Source organism: Shewanella atlantica (genome assembly GCF_003966265.1).
GTDB classification, from domain to species: Bacteria; Pseudomonadota; Gammaproteobacteria; order Enterobacterales; family Shewanellaceae; genus Shewanella; species Shewanella atlantica.
This window is the reverse complement of record NZ_RXNV01000002.1, coordinates 415372-434103: the sequence shown is the minus strand read 5'-3', so window position 1 is coordinate 434103 and position 18732 is coordinate 415372. Positions and strand designations below refer to the sequence as shown.

The window sequence follows — 18732 nt, the reverse complement described above, 5'->3', positions numbered from 1 at the left end:
TGAAAGGTGCCTCTAATCAATTGTGATTGTGCTCTATTTCCCGCTTCATTTATCAGCATTTCTGACAAAAGTGTAAGATATGATGGTGAGACGCCTCTTAAATTCGTCAATACTCGAGTAAATCACCCTCAATACCTTAGTTTTCCCTCCTCCCTCACAATGGGAATGATTATCCTTTTGATTTGCTTATTGTCTTTGTCGCAGTCTTTACTCCAAGCATAAGAATTAGTTCTAGCATCAGTAGCTAAATTGTCTAGCATTAATTGATATAGATCAATAAAAGGACGTGTTCAATGAAAGGTAAGACGAAGGTAACCAGTGTGCTAAACCAAATACTGATGCTTGAACTGACTTCGATTAATCAATATTTTTTACATGCTCGAATGTACAAAAATTGGGGATTAGAGGAGCTCGACGAAAAGGAGTATAAAAAATCTATATTAGATATGAAACAAGCCGACTCCCTGATTGAAAGGATCCTATTTCTTGAGGCCCTTCCTAATCTACAACAACTTAATAAGTTACGCATTGGTGAGCATACCGAAGAGATGATCGAATGTGACAAGATTCTACAAGAAGAACAAATTGCTGAATTACGTAGTGCAATCTACTTATGTGAGCAAGAACAGGATTATGTCAGTCGTGAACTACTGGATAAAATATTAGAAGATGAAGAAGAGCATCTGGATTGGATTGAGTCTCAGGAATACCTGATCAATACAACCGGTGTACAGAATTATCTACAATCTATGATGGAGGATTAACATGCAAGGCAATCAGAAGGTTATTGACCACCTTAATCAACAATTGACTTTAGAGTTAACCTCAATGGATCAATATCTTGCTCATTCCAAGATGTACGAAGACTGGGGGATCAACAAACTCCACGACAGGCTGTCCCATGAATACGAAGAGGAACTCGGTCACGCAAAAAGATTAATTGAGCGAATATTATTCCTTGAAGGAACGCCGGATACCGCTTCCAGGAAAGCGATTAACGTTGGCAACAATGTGCAACAGATGCATGAAAATGATCTCGAAGCAGAAAGAGTCGTTGCCGCAAGCTTAACTAAGATAATCGCTATCTGTGAAACTGAAAAAGACTATGTTAGTCGAGAAATATTAGAAGACTTACTAGAAGATACCGAAATGGACCATATTTATTGGCTAGAACAACAGTTAGGCTTAATTGATAAGGTTGGTATCCATAACTATATTCAATCCCAAATGGGTAGTCAGGATGGTTAGCAGGCTGTAGTTTTCAAACGAGTGGAGTGCCCTACTCTTGTTCGTCTATCTTTTTCATCTTTGGAGGCAATGAATAACCTTTTGTTATTCATTGCCAGCTTATCTATGCTTTAATTTAATACAACATAACCCCGGTTAGTCATGCAGTTCTTAATTATCGTTTGTTTTTCCTGTTCATGGCTGGCTGCATTTTGTCTTTTTGAGCGACTCTTACCAAGCACTCCCCCCACCAGACCCACCGCTGCACCAGTCTTAGCACCGTCAGTCCCTGAGCCACCCGATATTGCGCCCGCTGCCGCTCCAACTGCAGCTCCCTTTGCTGTACCGGAAATTGCTCCTCCCTGTGTCTCCTTTTTTTGAGCCTGTTGGGAGAGCTCAGTACATTCGTGTAGATCAAAAATATAATCTTTCTCATCTACACCCGTCTTATCTACGACTATGTTGGCGAAAGCTGAAGCTTGAAATGTTATCAAGCCAATAAACAATAGAAACTTTTTCATAGTACCCTTACCAGATTATTTGGTGCCCTGAAGAAAATTGTGTCACCACTAGAGTGTAGGCATTAAGTTTACGCCTAGTATCCTGAATTCCAACTGAATAGTAAGAAGTTATATTTTCTGATATTAAAAGCGTTTAATACGTACGACTTTCATGACTTCAATATCAAAGCCTGCAACTTTTTCTGTTTCAGCATAATAGGTCATATTGACTCTGTTACCCTTCAAGCATCTGAATTTTTTTGGCCTTCTGAATTTGAATGGGGCATCGCAACCTTCAATCATGACTGTATGTTGTACCCACTCTTCAACATCTCTCTGTGTATGAGAAACTATCTTCACACCTTCCGAGTGAACCAGTTTGTCATGACTGGAAAGCATCTTATCTAATTTTGATTTCATCTGTACCCCCATAGACCAGTCGTTAAGGATAGCAAGGGTGCGCATATTTAGCACTATTTCGATCAAAATCTTGCACTGTTAAAAGCTGTACTAAACTTAGTGTGGACTTATTTTTAATATTGTTGCCATTTGTAATAACGCTGCCATGTAACGAATGGTTTAAGAAGCATTATCACGAGGAATCCCTATGAGATTAAAGTTTAGTGCTCAGTGGTCCATCCTGGTCGTGGCCTTGCTGTTTTCAATATCATGTTTCGCAACAAACCAAATACAAGCGGTTGAAGTTAAACAAGCTTTAAGGGTACTGGCCTGGGAGGGGTATGTGACAGCCGAAGATATCCGCGAAGTTAATTACATTCTCGCCGAGCAAGGCTATAACTATGAAGTTGAGCTGGTCGTGCCTTTTGCCCAAAGTGCTGAACAGATGTTCGATCTCATTCGAGCAAAACAATGCGATATAACATTTCTAACCTTATATTTTATTAAGATGCAGAATGAGCAGACCTCTAAGCTTTTGCAAGCCATCAACCCTAAGTCACCCAGGTTAAGTAATTATGCAGATCTTTATAACAAATTGACTCGTGTGGATATGGGAATGAACGCTGACGGTGAGCCTTTGTATATACCATGGGGTGGAGGAATATATGGGTTTTATATTAATACAGATAAAGTTAAGCAGTCAGATATTCCCACATCTGTAGCCGATTTGTGGCTGGATGAGTGGAACAACAGGTTCTCATTGAATATTGGCCAGGAGTGGTACAACCTGGGGTTGGCATTGATGAGCATGGGACATTCACCATTTTATCTTTATGAGTCACTGAAATCACAAGATCGTAATACTGTAATTAAGATGTCTGCGCCTGACGGGACTTTGCAATATAAAATAGACAAGCTTTACCAGGCAGCGAGAAGCTTCTGGTTAAACTCATCCGGTTTTAACGATGAACTGTTAATAGTCAGTAGCTGGGGGCCGGAGGTACATTCCCAAAACGTTAAAGGAGATCATTGGCAATTAATCGACTTTAAAGAGGGGCATATGGCTTGGTTTGACAGCATAAATTTCGTAAAAGGGGTGGAAGGTAAAAAATTAGAAGCCGCTGAAATCTTTGCAAATTATTTCATCGGTAAAAAGGTTCAATCTCGTTTGTCCAGTGAACTGTCGATGGTCCCAGCCTCTATGAAAGTCGCTGCCAATCCTATGTTGGGAGATGTAGGCAATATAGTGAAAAAAATATGGGTAGTTCCTCCTTTTGATAATTCAAGTTATCAAATCATGGAAAAAATGACCGACAGAGCAAAGGTTAGTAAGGGGCACTAATTTAAGGCATAACTTGAAAATTAGAATTAGAAATAGCGATCTTTCAACCAGCCATAATGGTAATAGCCCCATTGCCCCAGTCGACGTAACTGCGGCATAGGGAAATGGGGTAAAGGCTGAGTATAAAGTGGGAGTGATGGTAACTCATCCCCTGCAATTGACTGAGCCAGTCTGAAGCCGGCTTGTGCGCTGAAGGATACTCCCGCGCCACAATAACCTAAACTATACCCGGTGCCTCCCTGCATATAAACATGGGGCATATCGTCCATTGCAGCGGCTATCCAGCCTGTCCAGTTATGAGATATTGGTTTATTTGCAAGTGATGGAAAGCATTGGCCCAATGCAAAACGTAAGCGGCGGGCGTATGCCGGGTTAGTGGCATCCTTACCGTAGATAGCTCCACGCCCTCCTAACAACAAGCGGTTATCGGGAAGTAGACGATAGTAGTATTTTAGAATACGAGTGTCCATGGTCACTTGCCTTGTATGAAGACCAGCAAGCTTTAGCTCCTCATTACTTAGTGGCTCTGTGGCAATGATATTACTTAATATGGGCAGGAATTTTTCGTCAAGTTTAGGATTAAATAACTTTGGAGTGTATGCATTACCAGCGGTGATGACTCTGTTGGCCTGTATTTCACCATGTTCGGTGATCAACCTATGCTTCCCGTTTTCCTCGAGCCACTGTTTAACACAGGAGTTTTCAAAAATAGTGACATTTTGATTCTCAACCATCTGCTTATAGCCCAGCGCAAGTTTAAGCGGATTTAGTCCAAACCCATCATTTAACCTCAGGGCGCCATAGGCTTGATGGTGATCCATAAACTCATGGGTTAACCTCTCTTGTGAGACAAATTCAGCTTCACCTCCCAAGTGATCAGTAATAAATTTCGATGCGCTTTGAAGTGACTTAAGAGCCTTCATGTTGTGAGCAATCTTAAGGTAGCCCTTCTCCTGGGGATCGCATTCTATATGATGAGAACTTATCAGGTCACTGACTCTGTCCACGGCCTGACTAAATTCATTGTAGATCCCCTTTGCAGTGTCGAGATCCCAGCGCTTAGCCATCTGCGCATAGCCCAGCCGGCCGGAACCTTTCAACACAAAACCCGCGTTACGACCGCTGGCACCAAAACCTACACTGTTCGCTTCTAAGACACAGCAATCAATATTAAACCTTTTCGCAAGGTAATAAGCAGTGGTCAGTCCGGTATATCCGGCGCCGATGATAACAACATCAGCTTGCTTGTAGCCCGATAACCTTGGGTTAATCTTTGGGGTATCGACTGTGCTGGCCCAATAGGAGTCCGGCCAATCAAGGTTAGCCGGGGAAGTATCAATTAAAGGGTCATAGGTCGTATTGGTGGTCATGGTTAACTCTGTCGGCTTTTGTTGCTCACTAAAGAGCACTGTTCAGTCAATTGTTTAAGAACTAATTAAATCACTTAAATAGACGTTTATAAGCTAATTTTATTACTTAAAAATTAGCAACATTTCACTGGCCGTACAATGACAATCGGTGCCACATAATACGCAGATATAATCGGGGTGCTCTTTGGTATTATTCCACCTATCCGGGTGTTCTTTAATTAACACCCCGCCAGCCTTGGAAAAATAGCGAATGGCTGAATTATTTGGGCTTTGTTTCCATAAATGACTAACACCAGCTTTTGCGCCCTGTAATTTAGCGGCCGCTATAGAAGCATTAAGAAGTTGACCACCGATCCCCTTTCCCCGAGAGTCTTCTCCTACGGTGTTACATTTAAAATAACACACCTCAGCAGGTTTAATCCCCCAGGCATCTGGCGTACACCAACGGTCAGGTTCCCAATTTCCCGGTGCATAGGTCAGCCTGAAGCCAATTAGCTCCCCATCCTGATAAGCAACAAAATTGGCATTAATACCGGATTTGATTCCTTTTCCATAAAGTAACTCGATAGAGTGGCTGTCCAAATATCCCTCACCATGAACGAGATTACCAAGCTCGATAACATCACTGAAATTCTGGGGACTTAAGGTTTGTATCATCTTAATTTCTCTTTTTTGATTCAAATTAAACAAAAATGAACGCCTTGTATATAGCGGAGAAAGATGAGCTTTCGTTCTGACGGAAATTTTGATGTTGATTGGTGTAGCCAGTATTCAAACCTAAGTATGTCTCTTCCAGGGTTTATCATTCATGGCTTTACCTGTAACTTATACGCGAAAAAAACAAAAAGATGGGGAAGCACTAAATGAAACCAAGTTTAATATCCTTAGCATTGATAGCCGCCTTGGCTGGCTGCTCTCAAACAGATGGAAATAGTCTCAACCAAGCTCAAACTGATACCCAGAACAGTTCTCAAAACTCTCAGACTGTTGCAAATAACGTGTATCAGGAGATGTTAGATAGGTTCGTGACCATTGACATGAAAGCAGATCTTACGGCGCTCAGTGACATCGACAAACAAGTATTAATAAAGTTAATACAAGTTGCCGATATTCTTGATGAGGTGTATCTGCGCCAGACTTATGAAGATAATGCCTCAATACGTGCTCAAATCCTGGATTCATCTCTTGCAGACAAAGATTTGATACTTTCTCTCTATGATCTTCACTATGGCCCCTGGGATACCTTAGAGGGAGATAAAAACTTCTTTGGTGATATCAAGAGGCCCGATGGTGCCGGTGTCTACCCAACTGACATGAGTAAAGAGGAGTTTAATGAGTGGATCAGGCTTCATCCGGAAGACGAAGCTGACTTCAAGAGTGGTTATACCGTCATTCGCCGTCAGGGCGATAAACTCATTGCCATCCCCTATAGCCAATATTACGCTAAAGAGATGAAAGCATCGGCAGACTTGATGCGCGAAGCCGCAGAACTAACGTTAGATAAAAGCCTTAAAACCTTCCTCAATAAACGTGCCGATGCTTTTCTTAACGACGAATACCGGGACTCTGAGATGGCATGGATGGATCTCGATGGTAGTCTTGAAGTTGCCATCGGTCCTTATGAAACGTATACCGATAAATTGTTCGGATATAAGACGTTTTATGAAGCTTTCATAACCGTCAGAAACCCTCAGGACAGTGCAAAACTCGATGTATACAAGAAGTATCTCAAACAGATGGAGTTGAACCTGCCGATACCGGATCAGCATAAAAACCTGCAGCGCGGGTCTGAGTCCCCTATCTCAGTGGTCGATCAGGTCGCTGGTGGCGGAGACAATAAGCCTGCAGTTCAAACCACTGCCTTTAACTTACCGAACGACGAATATGTTCGCGAGGTAAAAGGCAGCAAGAAGGTGATGCTTAAAAATGTGCTGAACGCTAAGTACAATGCGGTTATGAAACCTATTTCCCAGCTGATTATTGCCGAAGAGCAGCAGTCTTTGTTGATGGAGAAATATTTTTTCAACGAGACACTGTTCCATGAGTTGTCCCATGGTTTGGGCCCTGGTTCTATAGTCAAGGATGGTAAAAATACCACTGTCGCAGAGCAACTCCAGGAGACCTACTCTAAGATAGAGGAAGGAAAAGCGGATGTGATGGGTGCTTACAATATGCTATTTTTGATGGATAAAGGCCAGCTGCCAAAGGCTGAGCGCGATAGCATGTTAGTCACTTATTTTGCAGGTCTATTCCGCTCTATGCGATTCGGCGTTCATGAGGCTCATGGAGCAGGAGCTGCCTTTCAATATAATTACTTTAAAGAGAAGCAAGCCTTCAGCTTCGATCCTGCTACTGAGCGTTACACCGTTAACTTAGACACCATGGCTCAGGCAATCTCAGATCTTGTACATGATGTTTGTATGATCCAAGCGCTGGGTGAATATCAAAAATCGAAGTTGTTCCTGGAAAAGTATGCAGTCATGGCCGCCGAAGTCGCTAAACTGAACATAAAAATGGAATCCATTCCAACGGATATCAGGCCAAATTATCCAAAAATTTAAACTTAATCCTTAACTTATAGAGAACAGTCTTTTTTAAGCGTGTTTGCGATGAGTAACATCTTAGCGCCCATCAATCTGAGTAGATTGATGGGCGTTTTATTTAATATTATCAACCTTAATGACAGGCTTATTGATGGGAAAATCGATGGAGCGATTGTTACAAAAAGGTTATCATCTGATTTATATGGAGCATATTTCAGGAAAGGATATAGATGGAACAGATACCACAAGAAGAGCCTGGTGTACGTTTTAAAAAAGCAGTTAGCAGACCAAGGAAACTTGCAGTCGTCATCTACGAGCTCATTGCAAAATTTATCAGTTCAACAAGTGGTGTGCTAGGTCGACTGACTCTTGCTCAGAAGCTTTATCTTCTATCCCTTATCCTTCTTGTTCTTCCTGATAATTTGGGTTTAGTTGCAATAATTACTGTTATTGCATTAACCCTGGAATTTTGGCCTCTTTTTGTGCGTGTCTGGCACTCTTTATCTGGCAAAGCTGTTTTACTGCTTTTTTACGCTATCATCGCAAACTTTGCCATTGCTGGTGCAGCATCTGTGGTGAATGAGGTGGTAGGTGTCGCTACCACACACTTCTCGTATACCCACAACTTTGCCATATTGCTTTACTTGCCAGCATGGGTAATAGCCATGACAGCGTTGGCCATATTGATGTTACAAGTTGCAGTACCTTTTTATCTTATAGGCTTACTGCTCTTAAAACCTTTCGGCGTAAAAGGGTTAAGGCTGATTAACCACAACCACTTCAGGTATACGACCATGTTCATACGTCTGATATTAGCTTCGGTTGTGCTTTATCATCTAATTTTAATCGCCAGCTTGAATAATGAATTATCAGCCGACTTAAACGATCCTGATGGGATAGTGCTAAACAAGCTCTCTGAAAATGATAAACAAGAACTCGTGAAAGAGCTCAATAGTGCTAAAAGTGGAGTTGAAGCTCAAGAGGTAACGAATGAGGACATGACTATAGGTTTGTCTTTCGCTTCTGATGAAAGTAAAAAACTGAAGCAAGAACAGTATAGAGATGTCCGTTCTGATTATGAGAAGTTGGTCAGAACTTTGATTGCACGTTTCGCTTATCAACTGGAATCCGACAGTCGTTCACGATGCCAGATATCACCAGGTAGTAATGTCGTTGAACTTAATGATTATGAAATAGTGGAAATAAGAAAAGATAAAACTGCAGAATATGGATTTACGTTCGAAGTTAAGAAGTGTATCTCTCCAGCCTTCCCGGCACTGAGTTGATAATGGCAAGTGCAAAGGTAGCACTCACGGCTCTGTTTTGTGATAGAACTCGATACTAGGCGACCGATACCAGGCGACCGATATCGGCCTGGTATCTTGTTTTATTGCTTAATTACCAAGCTATCTCATTACCCTTAAAATCATAAAAACCACCATTGTGTTTTGTCGACAAACCATCTAGAAACTGCTTAATGCCGGTAACTGATTCATCGGTAGTGATTAATGCGTTGGGCCCGCCCATAGCTGTTTGAACCCATCCAGGGTGTATAGCGACCACGCTTGTGCCCTCGGGTTGTAAATCGATAGATAAACTTTTTACTACAGAATTTAGTGCAGCCTTTGACGAGCGATAAATATAGGAACCACCACTCGCGTTATCACCCATACTGCCCATCTTAGATGAAATAGCAGCATAGACCCCGTTCTCGGCAAGCGCTAAATTTGCACAAAAGGCTTCTGCAATTTTTAAGGGGGCAATGGTGTTTATTTCCATAACCTGACGCCACTCTTCAACGTCAGTACCGCCAAAACCACTACCTTTAGGGCCGTAATAGCCTGCATTATTAATAAGCAGATCGATTGGCTCATCTGCAAGGTTTTCAGCTAGTTCATCTACCCCTTCATAATCGGTGACATCGAGTTGAAATATCGAGAGCCCTTCATTATCTTCCAGTAACGACTGTAACTCTTCGGCTTGTTCCGGCTCTCTGCAGCAGGCAGTCACAAGCCAGCCATCAGCAAGATAATGTTGAACCAGAGTTAAACCGATGCCACGATTAGCACCTGTGATAAAAAGATGTTTTGCCATTTTGAAAATCCTTATTAGGGCGATAATGAGTAAGCCTCGAACGCAAGGTTACTCTTTATGTTTAGAAAGAAACTCATTTATCAACAATGAGACCTTGTCATGAAAATGCTCTTCAAAATCATCAAGTTCACTTTCAAAGAGAGCAAGGTACTGGGCTGCTTTATCACGGCTTAACTGCTTCTTATTTACTGAATATTGCATCTCAGACAGTGACTTGTCGTATCGGGGCAAAGGTATCCATTTGATAAAATCCGGGTCGACTTTTTTAAGCTCGTGATTGGCGAATCGACAAAATGACTCAATATGATCGATACCATCAGGCCCGAGGCAACCAGGTTCAATCCGACTTAAAACCGTCAGCTTCTTCTCTTGAGGCAGCGCGCGTGATGTCGTCATAACTTGAATATCGAAATAGAGGTATAGATAATTATAACTCCTTTTGTAAAAATCCATTTGAAAAAGTATTCATAAGACATGATTTTTTCAAGTTTATCGTCGAACACTCAATCAGTTAAATGCTGTTAGACTCAGCAAATTTTTAGCTCACTCCGTGAGTTAAAGAAAATTCATATTACCATAGTCTATTCATAACACCTTCAATTGATATAAAATTATCCAATGACGAATTTTGATGAAATAGCATTGAATACAGAAGAATATATTTTACAGCGATTAAATTGTAATGCGGTGCAGAGATTAGAATCGGTGCAGACGCTATGGAGTGGTTATGGCGAGATTGTACGTTATAGGATCAAGGGGGAACATTGTCCTGAGAGTATCATAGTCAAATCTGTCTCCCCACCAACTGAGTCGGCTCACCCAAGAGGATGGGATTCGCAGCATTCCCATAGAAGAAAATTGCTATCCTATCGGGTCGAAGCAAACTGGTACCGTGACTGGGCCTTACAGTGCAGTGGTCCCTCTTTTGTACCCGAATGTTTTGGTATCTTAGAAGATATTAGTCATGAAAACAGCCAAATAAATGCCGGATCCGTGCAAACAGCTGAAAAGTGTTTAATTTTACTCAGCGATCTAGATCAGGCTGGATTTATGGTGAGAAAGAAGTCCCTGACCATTGAGCAGAGTAAAGTGTGCATCACCTGGTTAGCCCATTTTCATGCCAGGTTCTTGCAAGATTCACCTGATAAAACTTGGCCTGAAGGTTTGTGGCCGATTGGAACCTATTGGCACCTGGGCACACGTTCCGACGAATATGCAGTTATGCCAGACTCACCATTAAAGAGCGCTGCTTCAGACCTTGATTTAAAATTGAATAGCTGCCGATTTAAGACTCTGGTTCATGGGGATGCAAAAGTCGCTAACTTCTGTTTTAGTCAAAACTGCGATCGGGTTGCTGCCGTAGACTTTCAATACGTCGGGGCTGGTTGTGGAATGAAAGATCTAATCTACTTTATAGGAAGCTGTTTAACTGAGGAACAATGTCATCTGGAGTATGAAGAGCTAATTGAACATTACTTCTCACAACTGAGTGTTGCATTGAAGTTGAATAATTCCCATCTTGATTTCGAGATGGTCGAGCGAGAATGGCGCCCGCTATTTTTTGTTGCATGGGCAGATTTTCAGCGCTTTATACTTGGTTGGTCTCCGGATCATCCTAAAAATAATGGTTTCAGCCAAAAAATGACTGACATTGCCCTTGAGAGTCTTGTGTCTTCATCCGGCAAAATATAGATTTTAAATATAAATATACTATAGCGAAATAGAGAGCGATATTTTGTCGTTTACTCCCATAGTATTTCCCTCTAAAAGGCTTATGGGTAAAGGCTTACAGAGGATAATTCAGATTCAAATTTTCACGTTATTTGTTACCCATTAAGCCTGATCTGGACTAAACTAATAGTATAAGAGAGTTAACGGATAAACGTAAAGCGGTCAGTGACCAAGAGCGTCAAGTGACGCGAAATTACGAAATCAGGACTCTCTTTTGTATGCTTGTTGTTTACCGGATTTTACAACTATTGCACTCAAACTATTGCACTCAAACCAAATCAAATCAAATCGTCACAAAAGTTAGTCCTTGTCGCCTTTGCTCTTACCTGCTCGGTCTTCTTGCCAGTGTTCTGTCGCACCATTATGAAGCAGTAGTTATTAAACTGTAGATAGGGAAGCATGCTAAACATAACTTAGTTAACATAAAACACTTTTATCGAAATAAAATCAGCATATTGTCACAGAAAATGATATATATAGATGACTTGGGAATAGATTGTAAAAATATGGAATTGGCATTTAAATCATCACTATTCGGCCTATTATTTTGCATGTTTGCAGAAGATGCAATTGCGGCCGATGTTGCCTTTATTCATAGTTACCATCAAGGGTACCCCTGGGTTCAAGAGTATCGAGATGGCTTTCTTTCCGGTGTCAACGGTCATAGTATTTCCGAATATGAGATGGACACTAAGCGTAAGCCGGCCACTGAATATGAAGCGATCGCTAATCAAACGTGGCAATTTATTCAAGAGCAACAGCCAAAGGTTGTGGTGCTTGCCGATGATAACGCTCTAAAACTATTGGGCTCCAGAATTGTTGAGGCTCAAATTCCTCTGGTATTTCTCGGCATCAATGCCAACCCCCGTCACTATATTACACTCGATAAGAATGTTTCGGGCTCACTGGAACGCCCATTACTAAAACGTTCAGTTTTTATGTTACGTCAACTAATGCCCAGCATTAGAAAGGTCAAAGTATTGATGGATAGGAATCCAACTTCCTATGCCATATTAGAAACCTCCTTCGATGACAAATTCAAACAAACTATCTCAGATATCGAGGTCGACATAACTCTCGAGCAGAGCTTTCATGACTGGAAAGCTACGGTCGCGAAAACAAAGGAGAATGGCTATGATGCAATCATCATCGCTAACTATGCAGCATTAACCAATAGGTTCTGCGAAAACGTCAGCCTGGACAAAGTCAGTCACTGGACAAGTAGAAAAAGCCCCCTCCCCGTTTTTGCATTTTGGTCATATTCCATTGGGGAAGGAAAAGCGATTGGAGGCTTAATTATCAACGGTACCGAGCAAGGTCTTGCAGCTGCAGAGAAAGTTAATCACTTTTTTGTTAAAGGAACCTTACCCGCGATATCGACGCCAAAACGTGGCACGTTCATGTTTAGTCAGCATGAATTAGATCGTTGGAGTATCCAGCTTCCACCGACGTTACTAAAGAAAAGTACTCTTGTAGATTGACCTTAACGCAATCGTTTATATTCCCATTGGTTGCTCATCGCGGTCTTGATAACTCCTAACCAAGAGAACCATGTCCCAGTGAGCTACAAAATTACTGTTCAAGCTCATGACTAGTGTTTACTTCGGTTAACAAATTATCAATTGCCTGATCGAAACTCTCAAACTGACCACGTTCCATGTAATGCTTCAATTTTGTGATGATATCTTTGCTAAGTTCTATATGCGCTTTCTTTTGTCTTTTCTTGAGCTGCGACAATTCCCTTCTAACCATGCGCCAACCCAAATCACTGAAGTATGAATTCAGACTAAGATTCAGTTGCTGTAAGGGGGCGGATAATAACTCATGGTCTTTTCTTAGTTGAGTAACGCGCTGTAGTAGAGGGACCAGTGAAATGTATTTGTCACTTTTTCGAGAACTTTCTTGAGAGTTGTCTTCAATTAACTCTGGTAGGAACCAATCCTTTCTTAATAACATTTCATCCGGATGAATGAGGCGATATATTAATGGAATTGCCAGCATCAATTCTTCAACTTCCAATAAAAGAAGTTTTCTTCCAGCCTTAGGATTCTCTCCGTGATAAACCCATGCTTGTTGCTGCTCCATAACTTCTCCCTTGCTTGATGCAATTTAATATCTTTTTTATTTAGTTACGAGTGAACTATCTATAAACGTGTTTCATGTATAAATTTCAATTATTAATCTCGGTATATTACACATCAAAAGAACACAAAACAATAGTATGGTTACACCATTATATGCGATTGTGTACTACCTTGATTTGAAACCTTGCCCCGCAGTTTCGACAAGCAAAAGTTTAATATGAAAATCGTGGTTGCTTCACGACACATTAAACATCCGGTTAAGGATACCCTTTCAACAATTGATGAGATTAACTAAACAACACGCTATAAAATGGTGCAACCATTCTTTAAATTTGCTAAACCTAACCGGTAATTACCCTGTTAATTTCACCTGAGACCGCTCAAAAAACTAGCTTAACGTACTATTTATAAGCAGGTATTAGCTTGATATCCCAGGGGAAATTAGTTGCACAGCTCTGAGACACGACAAACACTCAGGGCTTGTTGAACAAGCACCTTGTTAGCAAAACCGTAAAAGTTGCCTTAAGTACGCGAGGTACTTTTTCCTGAAGAACATCGTCCCTGCTCTAAGTCGAATAAACGAATAATATACAATCACTCTGATTGTTATTTATTCGTTTAGACACTCTACCAGTGATAATGACGATTATCACTGGTAGAGGTGGCTGCTTGTCTCTATAATTTGGGACTTAATTTGGATGAAAGAGTATTTATTCAATCAGTCAGTTTTGATGTGTTGTTTATTAAATAGTCACAAATGGACTCAGCCATCGGCTAATTAATAAACCGATCACTATTTTCTATTAACTCTACCCGCTAGCAATTATATCTTTATAGGTGCCTTAAATATCATGTCAAAGTCTGCGCACCACACACCAAATTCAGTTTTGCCTTCACACAGCACTATTGTTCCATCCGGAACAAGTGGTAATAGAAACACATCTGAACAGTCATTCTTCGAAGAGACTCAACTGCCTCTCTCAATCCTTGATGATTATAAGAGTGCTGCCAGCGAAACCGAGTATGAGATCTCAGAAAATACCCGACGAGTCTATACCTCCAGTTTTTCAATATTTAATCGTTACTGCCTTGAACATGGTTTAAGCCCGCTGCCCGCCGATCCCCGTTCTGTTATTTCCTTTATCGGTCATCAAAAAGAGAGTATTCAACAAAGCAGTGGTGCCCAACTTTCCCGGCAGACATTAACCTCAAGATTGGCTGCGATAAGATATCATCATATTAAGGCCGGATTTCACTCGCCGACTGAACACCCCTTGGTGATCCGGGTGATGCGTGGGTTAAGTCGAAACAAGTATCGAAAAGTTGCGGACTACGATCAACAACCGATAATGTATGATGAACTGGAAATGCTGATAGATGTGATCAATCAGCACCCGCAACCACTTACCAGAGCACGCGATAAAGCCATTATTCAACTCGGTTTTCAGGGAGGCTTTCGCCGCTCTGAGCTTGCCGACATTCAAGTTAACCATGTCAGTTTTTTGCGAAATAAGCTCAAAGTACGCCTGCCCTACTCCAAGAGTAATCAGCAAGGACAAAGGGAGTGGAAAGATCTACCGCAGACAGAAACCTTAGCCGCATTCGACGCCGTTAAAGAGTGGATAGAAATTTCAAAAATAAAGCAGGGTCACCTGTTTCGCTCGATCTCACGAGATGGGAGTCAGATCAGGCCATACAGTGTCAGCGATGCAACAAATAGAAAAATTAACCTGACTTCAATGCAAACTAAAGAGCCCCGTTTAAATAAAAACAGCGGTTTTCTTCGTGGTGATGACATTTACCAGATGATAAAGAAGTATTGTCTGAGAGCCGGGTTAAGTCCTGAATTCTACGGAGCACATAGTTTACGAAGTGGTTGTGTTACCCAGCTCCATGAGAATGACAAAGATCATCTCTATATAATGGCAAGAACCGGGCACACAGATCCGAGATCACTCAGACACTATCTGAAACCAAAAGATTAAGGCTATTTTGTAGGCGCGTGTTTCACTGCGAATCTTTATGCAATGAAGATCCATTCCCGGCTAAAGCCGGTCCTACACTATCGGCTCCGCACAATTTAAATTTTTTATACGACAGCTAAAACGGACTCGGAGATATAATATTCATCCGCTCACCCGTTATTGGGTGATCAAAGGCGAGTTCGGTTGCATGTAACATTAATCTGGAAGAGGCAAAGAACGCCTCATCGGTGGCATAGAGATCACAGCCCAGAATCGGGTGTTGGATCTGCTGACTATGAATCCTCAACTGATGAGTCCGACCACTGACCGGCTCAAATTCAACCCGGGTAACCGTCCTATCTCCCGCTTTTTCATGCTCTTGGAAATAAGCGTGCTCGTTAGTCTGAACGAAACGTTCGAGTACCTTAAACTTTGAGACCGCAGGCTTTCCGCTTTGCTGGCAGATCTTCATCAGCGGAAAGTTCTCTTTATCTTTCGCGATAGCAAAGTCAATCACCCCCTCATCGGCACCGAGATGACCATGTAGTAGTGCTGTATAGCTTTTCGACACGGTTCTTTCACTAAACTGTTTACAAAGTTGCGCATTCACCTGCTTATTCATCGCAACTAACATGATGCCTGAGGTACCAAAATCCAATCTATGGATCATAGTACAGGTCGGAAAATCCTGAACAAGACGAAAGTGAACCGAATCCTTATTATCCGGATGCTTACCGGATAAGCTTAATAAGCCACTGGGTTTATTGATTAAAATCAATGCCTCATCCTGATATAAGATCTCTATCTCATCATGACATACAGGAACGATAAACGGGTCGGCTTGGGGCTGCATAGCTCACCTTACAATTAATTCAGGAGGCAGATAATACAGAAAAATAGAGACAGGCTGAAGTAGAGTATTTTGTAATGAGCGTGTTTTGTCTCCAGAGTTATTACACCATTAAAATTTTGCTGAATACAAGCTGAACGAGAACTCAAAAGATGAGGCAAGCCTACAATTGGTTAGTAAAAAGTAACTAATCTGATAACGATTAGTGTTACCATGGCGACATTAAAGTTATCCATCATTAGAGTACGATGTTTTTACGAGTTATTTTTTCACTTATCTTGATAACATTATTAAGTGCATGTCATTCCGAAGACTACGTGGTTAATACAGATCTGATACGCGACGGTATCACGTTAGGTCCTACTCAAGTGACGATAGGAGCAGGCCACCCTATAGAGTTTCCGATAGAACTCGAGAGCGCCAATATCTTACGTTTAAGTCTCTCGGATAATCTGGGGCAGATTGATCTGACCGCACAGCTTATTTATCGCAAGGGTGACTTCCTCAATATTGAAACTCTACCCGGCTTTACACTATTACCCGATGGACAAGAAGCTTCATTAGAATTTAAGATCGATAACGAAGCGCCCTTGTATGAGTGGACGGTATCTGTCACTAAAGAGGAACACTAGTTAAAGTGTTACGCAAGCATCATAAAAACGCAGCCTAAATGGCTGCGTTTTGCTTTAATACGGTTATGTAAATCTATTAACAGGTAAAAATGTTAACAGATTAATAGGACATGCACCAAAATGGGTAGCTTAAACTCCGATGATCTCTGCCTTAATAGAGTAAGCAATCATCAACATCTCTTGTTTTTCCCGCTCTCCAACATCATTCTTGTCTAACGCCACTATGATGTCATCCAATACAGCCATATATTCACGTTCATTTATGTTCATCGCTCTGTGTGCATCGAGCATATTCTTACCCGTATAATCCTGTGGCCCACCGGTACCCGAACAGAGAAACTCGGTGACTACCTTAATGACTCTCTCCCTATCTGAGTCTTTGTATCGGCTGGCAATCGTCGGGTTAGCGGCGTGAGTATCGAAAATATCGGCTGCAATAAGGGCTATTTTCCCCTCACCTCCGAGGCGCTCATACAAACTTGCATCACTCATTGTAAAACTCCTACCTGAAAGCAATTAACACATCTAAGCATAGTAAACAGGTCCTTTTATGGATCTTAAATGCGTATCAATTTCACCTGACTTGAAGTCTAAAATTGTAAGAATTTACGTAGTGATATTTTTCTATTTAGAGTCATTGGCTTAGTGTGCCGAGCCACTACAGAGAAGCCCATCGGTGACGCGAACAGGAAACTTGAACATTGAAATATCGAATTTAAAATTTATGGAACCAGTAATAACTGGTAAGCCCCTTTATTAAGGTTTTTCTGATATTTTAAGGAACTTAAGTTCTTTAGAGTCGATACCTGGCGGTTTAGCTTTCCACAGGTTTCCTGATTGAAACTTTGTGTAACCGTAATCGAACAGAGCTTGCATATATTCTTTTTCAAATGAGTCACAAAATCATCATCAATGTAGGCCATATTGAAATTCATATTTGCTTCGTGAGCCTTGTTGTACAAGCGCATTACATCACCACGTCCTTGATATTTGAGTAATGTGGATATGGATCTGCCTGTGATGCTTAGTAGCTTTAGTTCCGTCTGTTTGTAGGTAGCCTTAAATTCACCATTACGTATGACGAATAAGTGGCGTTCTCTGTCAGGATAAGTCAACAGCTCTGGAGTTATGGCTATTTCATCAGGAAGTAAAAACACTTGTCGCACTACACCACCGTCAACATGAATTTCTTGATATTGCTCCCCTTCATACTCGACATTCACAGGCACAGCAGGAAACATACCAGGAATAGACGCAGAAGCTAACACAATATCTTCAAACAGCTTTTCTGCTTCAGGGGTTCCCAGTGACGCAATATATCCCATATCCCAAATAGCCATGCGCTGAACATCGAGATTAGTTGTACCTATTAGTAGAATGCGTCCCTGTTCATATGCCTCAGCAGTTCGTGAGAGTAACTCTGGACTAATGGTGTCACGTACCTCGGATTCAAATTGGCTTGTATCGAATAAAGATAGGCTTGTGATCGCAGAGAGAAAGCCTTTTTGAACATATAAATCTTTAGCATCGGTTGAAATATAAAAGCTGGTTAATTGGTCATCATAGTCTGTTCCTAAAAAAGCAAAAACAGAGATGATCGCGCCAGTGCTGATACCTGTCACGGCTAAAAATTCAGGTCGTGATCCTGAATCACTCCAAGCCTTGAGAATTCCTGCACCAAAGGCACCATTTTCTCCGCCACCAGATAGAGTCAACATATTGGCTTCTTTAAAACTACCATCCTCATTCAACAAGAGCCCTGCAGCGTCCTGTCTTGCAAGCACGGTCTCACCATAAGTGCCAATGACATAGTCATTAACATCGCCCCAAGCTCTAATTTCGGGTATCCCCATAGGTTCAACTTTATTTACAAGGTGTTCAGGAACTGGGGTGTGGTCTGGTACTGTTGAGCAGCCGGAAATGAAAAGCAGAGACAACAAGAGACACAAGTACTGCTGATTCAGTTGCATAACCTAATCCTTTTATTAATCGAGAA

Annotated in this window: 19 protein-coding genes; 9 read left to right on the top strand and 10 right to left on the bottom strand. The window is 41.4% G+C overall.

All coding sequences use genetic code 11. The features are described 5' to 3' along the window. Nucleotides 1-293: 293 nt before the first annotated feature. Entirely contained in the window at nucleotides 294-764 is a 471-nt protein-coding gene (gene bfr, locus EKG39_RS07110) for a bacterioferritin (RefSeq protein WP_126505044.1), read from the top strand. Nucleotide 765: 1 nt separating this feature from the next. Next, entirely contained in the window at nucleotides 766-1248 is a 483-nt protein-coding gene (bfr, locus tag EKG39_RS07105) for a bacterioferritin (RefSeq protein ID WP_126505043.1), read from the top strand. 110 nt (nucleotides 1249-1358) lie between these two features. On the opposite strand, the gene EKG39_RS07100 is transcribed toward bfr (EKG39_RS07105), so the two are convergent. Both EKG39_RS07100 and EKG39_RS07095 read right to left on the bottom strand, forming a co-directional pair. Then, complete coding sequence (locus tag EKG39_RS07100; protein ID WP_126505042.1) at nucleotides 1359-1748, bottom strand: glycine zipper family protein; 390 nt, start codon at nucleotides 1746-1748, stop codon at nucleotides 1359-1361. A 123-nt stretch (nucleotides 1749-1871) separates the two neighbouring features. Beyond that, entirely contained in the window at nucleotides 1872-2147 is a 276-nt protein-coding gene (locus tag EKG39_RS07095; protein WP_126505041.1) for a hypothetical protein, read from the bottom strand. A gap of 322 nt (nucleotides 2148-2469) precedes the next feature. Here EKG39_RS07095 and EKG39_RS07090 point away from each other — a divergent pair, with 322 nt between their 5' ends. Next, entirely contained in the window at nucleotides 2470-3468 is a 999-nt protein-coding gene (locus EKG39_RS07090) for an ABC transporter substrate-binding protein (protein ID WP_246028433.1), read from the top strand. Between the two features lie 26 nt (nucleotides 3469-3494). Here the strand turns inward: EKG39_RS07090 and EKG39_RS07085 are convergent, their stop codons facing one another. Together EKG39_RS07085 and EKG39_RS07080 are read right to left on the bottom strand one after the other, a co-directional pair. Continuing rightward, nucleotides 3495-4838, bottom strand: a complete 1344-nt coding sequence (locus EKG39_RS07085) for an NAD(P)/FAD-dependent oxidoreductase (protein WP_126505039.1) — start codon at nucleotides 4836-4838, stop codon at nucleotides 3495-3497. Between the two features lie 102 nt (nucleotides 4839-4940). Then, nucleotides 4941-5495, bottom strand: coding sequence for a GNAT family N-acetyltransferase (locus tag EKG39_RS07080; RefSeq protein WP_126505038.1), 555 nt, complete (start codon nucleotides 5493-5495; stop codon nucleotides 4941-4943). Between the two features lie 206 nt (nucleotides 5496-5701). Here EKG39_RS07080 and EKG39_RS07075 point away from each other — a divergent pair, with 206 nt between their 5' ends. Beyond that, nucleotides 5702-7399: a dipeptidyl-peptidase 3 family protein gene (locus tag EKG39_RS07075; protein WP_126505037.1), complete on the top strand. Its 1698-nt coding sequence runs from the start codon at nucleotides 5702-5704 to the stop codon at nucleotides 7397-7399. Between the two features lie 212 nt (nucleotides 7400-7611). Beyond that, nucleotides 7612-8667, top strand: coding sequence for a hypothetical protein (locus EKG39_RS07070; RefSeq protein ID WP_126505036.1), 1056 nt, complete (start codon nucleotides 7612-7614; stop codon nucleotides 8665-8667). Nucleotides 8668-8779: 112 nt separating this feature from the next. On the opposite strand, the gene EKG39_RS07065 is transcribed toward EKG39_RS07070, so the two are convergent. Together EKG39_RS07065 and EKG39_RS07060 are read right to left on the bottom strand one after the other, a co-directional pair. After that, on the bottom strand, nucleotides 8780-9475 hold the full coding sequence (locus tag EKG39_RS07065; protein WP_126505035.1) for an SDR family oxidoreductase: 696 nt from the start codon (nucleotides 9473-9475) through the stop codon (nucleotides 8780-8782). 48 nt (nucleotides 9476-9523) lie between these two features. Continuing rightward, entirely contained in the window at nucleotides 9524-9871 is a 348-nt protein-coding gene (locus tag EKG39_RS07060) for a hypothetical protein (RefSeq protein WP_126505034.1), read from the bottom strand. Between the two features lie 246 nt (nucleotides 9872-10117). Here EKG39_RS07060 and EKG39_RS07055 point away from each other — a divergent pair, with 246 nt between their 5' ends. Next, complete coding sequence (locus EKG39_RS07055; RefSeq protein WP_126505341.1) at nucleotides 10118-11167, top strand: oxidoreductase family protein; 1050 nt, start codon at nucleotides 10118-10120, stop codon at nucleotides 11165-11167. A 545-nt stretch (nucleotides 11168-11712) separates the two neighbouring features. Then, nucleotides 11713-12687, top strand: coding sequence for an ABC transporter substrate-binding protein (locus EKG39_RS07050; RefSeq protein ID WP_126505033.1), 975 nt, complete (start codon nucleotides 11713-11715; stop codon nucleotides 12685-12687). 91 nt (nucleotides 12688-12778) lie between these two features. On the opposite strand, the gene EKG39_RS07045 is transcribed toward EKG39_RS07050, so the two are convergent. After that, complete coding sequence (locus EKG39_RS07045; RefSeq protein WP_126505032.1) at nucleotides 12779-13291, bottom strand: hypothetical protein; 513 nt, start codon at nucleotides 13289-13291, stop codon at nucleotides 12779-12781. Between the two features lie 850 nt (nucleotides 13292-14141). Here EKG39_RS07045 and EKG39_RS07040 point away from each other — a divergent pair. Next, entirely contained in the window at nucleotides 14142-15275 is a 1134-nt protein-coding gene (locus tag EKG39_RS07040; protein WP_126505031.1) for a tyrosine-type recombinase/integrase, read from the top strand. A 115-nt stretch (nucleotides 15276-15390) separates the two neighbouring features. Here the strand turns inward: EKG39_RS07040 and EKG39_RS07035 are convergent, their stop codons facing one another. Then, nucleotides 15391-16107 carry an RluA family pseudouridine synthase gene (locus tag EKG39_RS07035; protein WP_126505030.1) on the bottom strand — a complete coding sequence of 239 codons (717 nt, stop codon included), beginning with the start codon at nucleotides 16105-16107 and terminating at the stop codon, nucleotides 15391-15393. A gap of 245 nt (nucleotides 16108-16352) precedes the next feature. Here EKG39_RS07035 and EKG39_RS07030 point away from each other — a divergent pair, with 245 nt between their 5' ends. Continuing rightward, complete coding sequence (locus EKG39_RS07030; protein ID WP_126505029.1) at nucleotides 16353-16736, top strand: hypothetical protein; 384 nt, start codon at nucleotides 16353-16355, stop codon at nucleotides 16734-16736. 129 nt (nucleotides 16737-16865) lie between these two features. Here EKG39_RS07030 and EKG39_RS07025 read toward each other — a convergent pair whose 3' ends face one another. Then, nucleotides 16866-17228, bottom strand: coding sequence for a group I truncated hemoglobin (locus tag EKG39_RS07025; RefSeq protein WP_126505028.1), 363 nt, complete (start codon nucleotides 17226-17228; stop codon nucleotides 16866-16868). 230 nt (nucleotides 17229-17458) lie between these two features. Further along, nucleotides 17459-18706: a patatin-like phospholipase family protein gene (locus EKG39_RS07020; protein ID WP_126505027.1), complete on the bottom strand. Its 1248-nt coding sequence runs from the start codon at nucleotides 18704-18706 to the stop codon at nucleotides 17459-17461. Nucleotides 18707-18732 lie beyond the last annotated feature (26 nt).

Excerpts from the sequence above, each read along its gene's own strand:
- EKG39_RS07095 (WP_126505041.1), bottom strand. The coding sequence starts at position 2,147 with ATGAAATCAAAATTAGATAAGATGCTTTCCAGTCATGACAAACTGGTT.
- EKG39_RS07100 (WP_126505042.1), bottom strand. The coding sequence starts at position 1,748 with ATGAAAAAGTTTCTATTGTTTATTGGCTTGATAACATTTCAAGCTTCA.
- EKG39_RS07020 (WP_126505027.1), bottom strand. The coding sequence starts at position 18,706 with ATGCAACTGAATCAGCAGTACTTGTGTCTCTTGTTGTCTCTGCTTTTC.
- EKG39_RS07035 (WP_126505030.1), bottom strand. The coding sequence starts at position 16,107 with ATGCAGCCCCAAGCCGACCCGTTTATCGTTCCTGTATGTCATGATGAG.
- EKG39_RS07030 (WP_126505029.1), top strand. The coding sequence starts at position 16,353 with ATGTTTTTACGAGTTATTTTTTCACTTATCTTGATAACATTATTAAGT.
- EKG39_RS07085 (WP_126505039.1), bottom strand. The coding sequence starts at position 4,838 with ATGACCACCAATACGACCTATGACCCTTTAATTGATACTTCCCCGGCT.
- EKG39_RS07045 (WP_126505032.1), bottom strand. The coding sequence starts at position 13,291 with ATGGAGCAGCAACAAGCATGGGTTTATCACGGAGAGAATCCTAAGGCT.
- bfr (WP_126505043.1), top strand. The coding sequence starts at position 766 with ATGCAAGGCAATCAGAAGGTTATTGACCACCTTAATCAACAATTGACT.
- bfr (WP_126505044.1), top strand. The coding sequence starts at position 294 with ATGAAAGGTAAGACGAAGGTAACCAGTGTGCTAAACCAAATACTGATG.
- EKG39_RS07070 (WP_126505036.1), top strand. The coding sequence starts at position 7,612 with ATGGAACAGATACCACAAGAAGAGCCTGGTGTACGTTTTAAAAAAGCA.
- EKG39_RS07080 (WP_126505038.1), bottom strand. The coding sequence starts at position 5,495 with ATGATACAAACCTTAAGTCCCCAGAATTTCAGTGATGTTATCGAGCTT.
- EKG39_RS07040 (WP_126505031.1), top strand. The coding sequence starts at position 14,142 with ATGTCAAAGTCTGCGCACCACACACCAAATTCAGTTTTGCCTTCACAC.
- EKG39_RS07060 (WP_126505034.1), bottom strand. The coding sequence starts at position 9,871 with ATGACGACATCACGCGCGCTGCCTCAAGAGAAGAAGCTGACGGTTTTA.
- EKG39_RS07075 (WP_126505037.1), top strand. The coding sequence starts at position 5,702 with ATGAAACCAAGTTTAATATCCTTAGCATTGATAGCCGCCTTGGCTGGC.
- EKG39_RS07025 (WP_126505028.1), bottom strand. The coding sequence starts at position 17,228 with ATGAGTGATGCAAGTTTGTATGAGCGCCTCGGAGGTGAGGGGAAAATA.
- EKG39_RS07050 (WP_126505033.1), top strand. The coding sequence starts at position 11,713 with ATGGAATTGGCATTTAAATCATCACTATTCGGCCTATTATTTTGCATG.
- EKG39_RS07065 (WP_126505035.1), bottom strand. The coding sequence starts at position 9,475 with ATGGCAAAACATCTTTTTATCACAGGTGCTAATCGTGGCATCGGTTTA.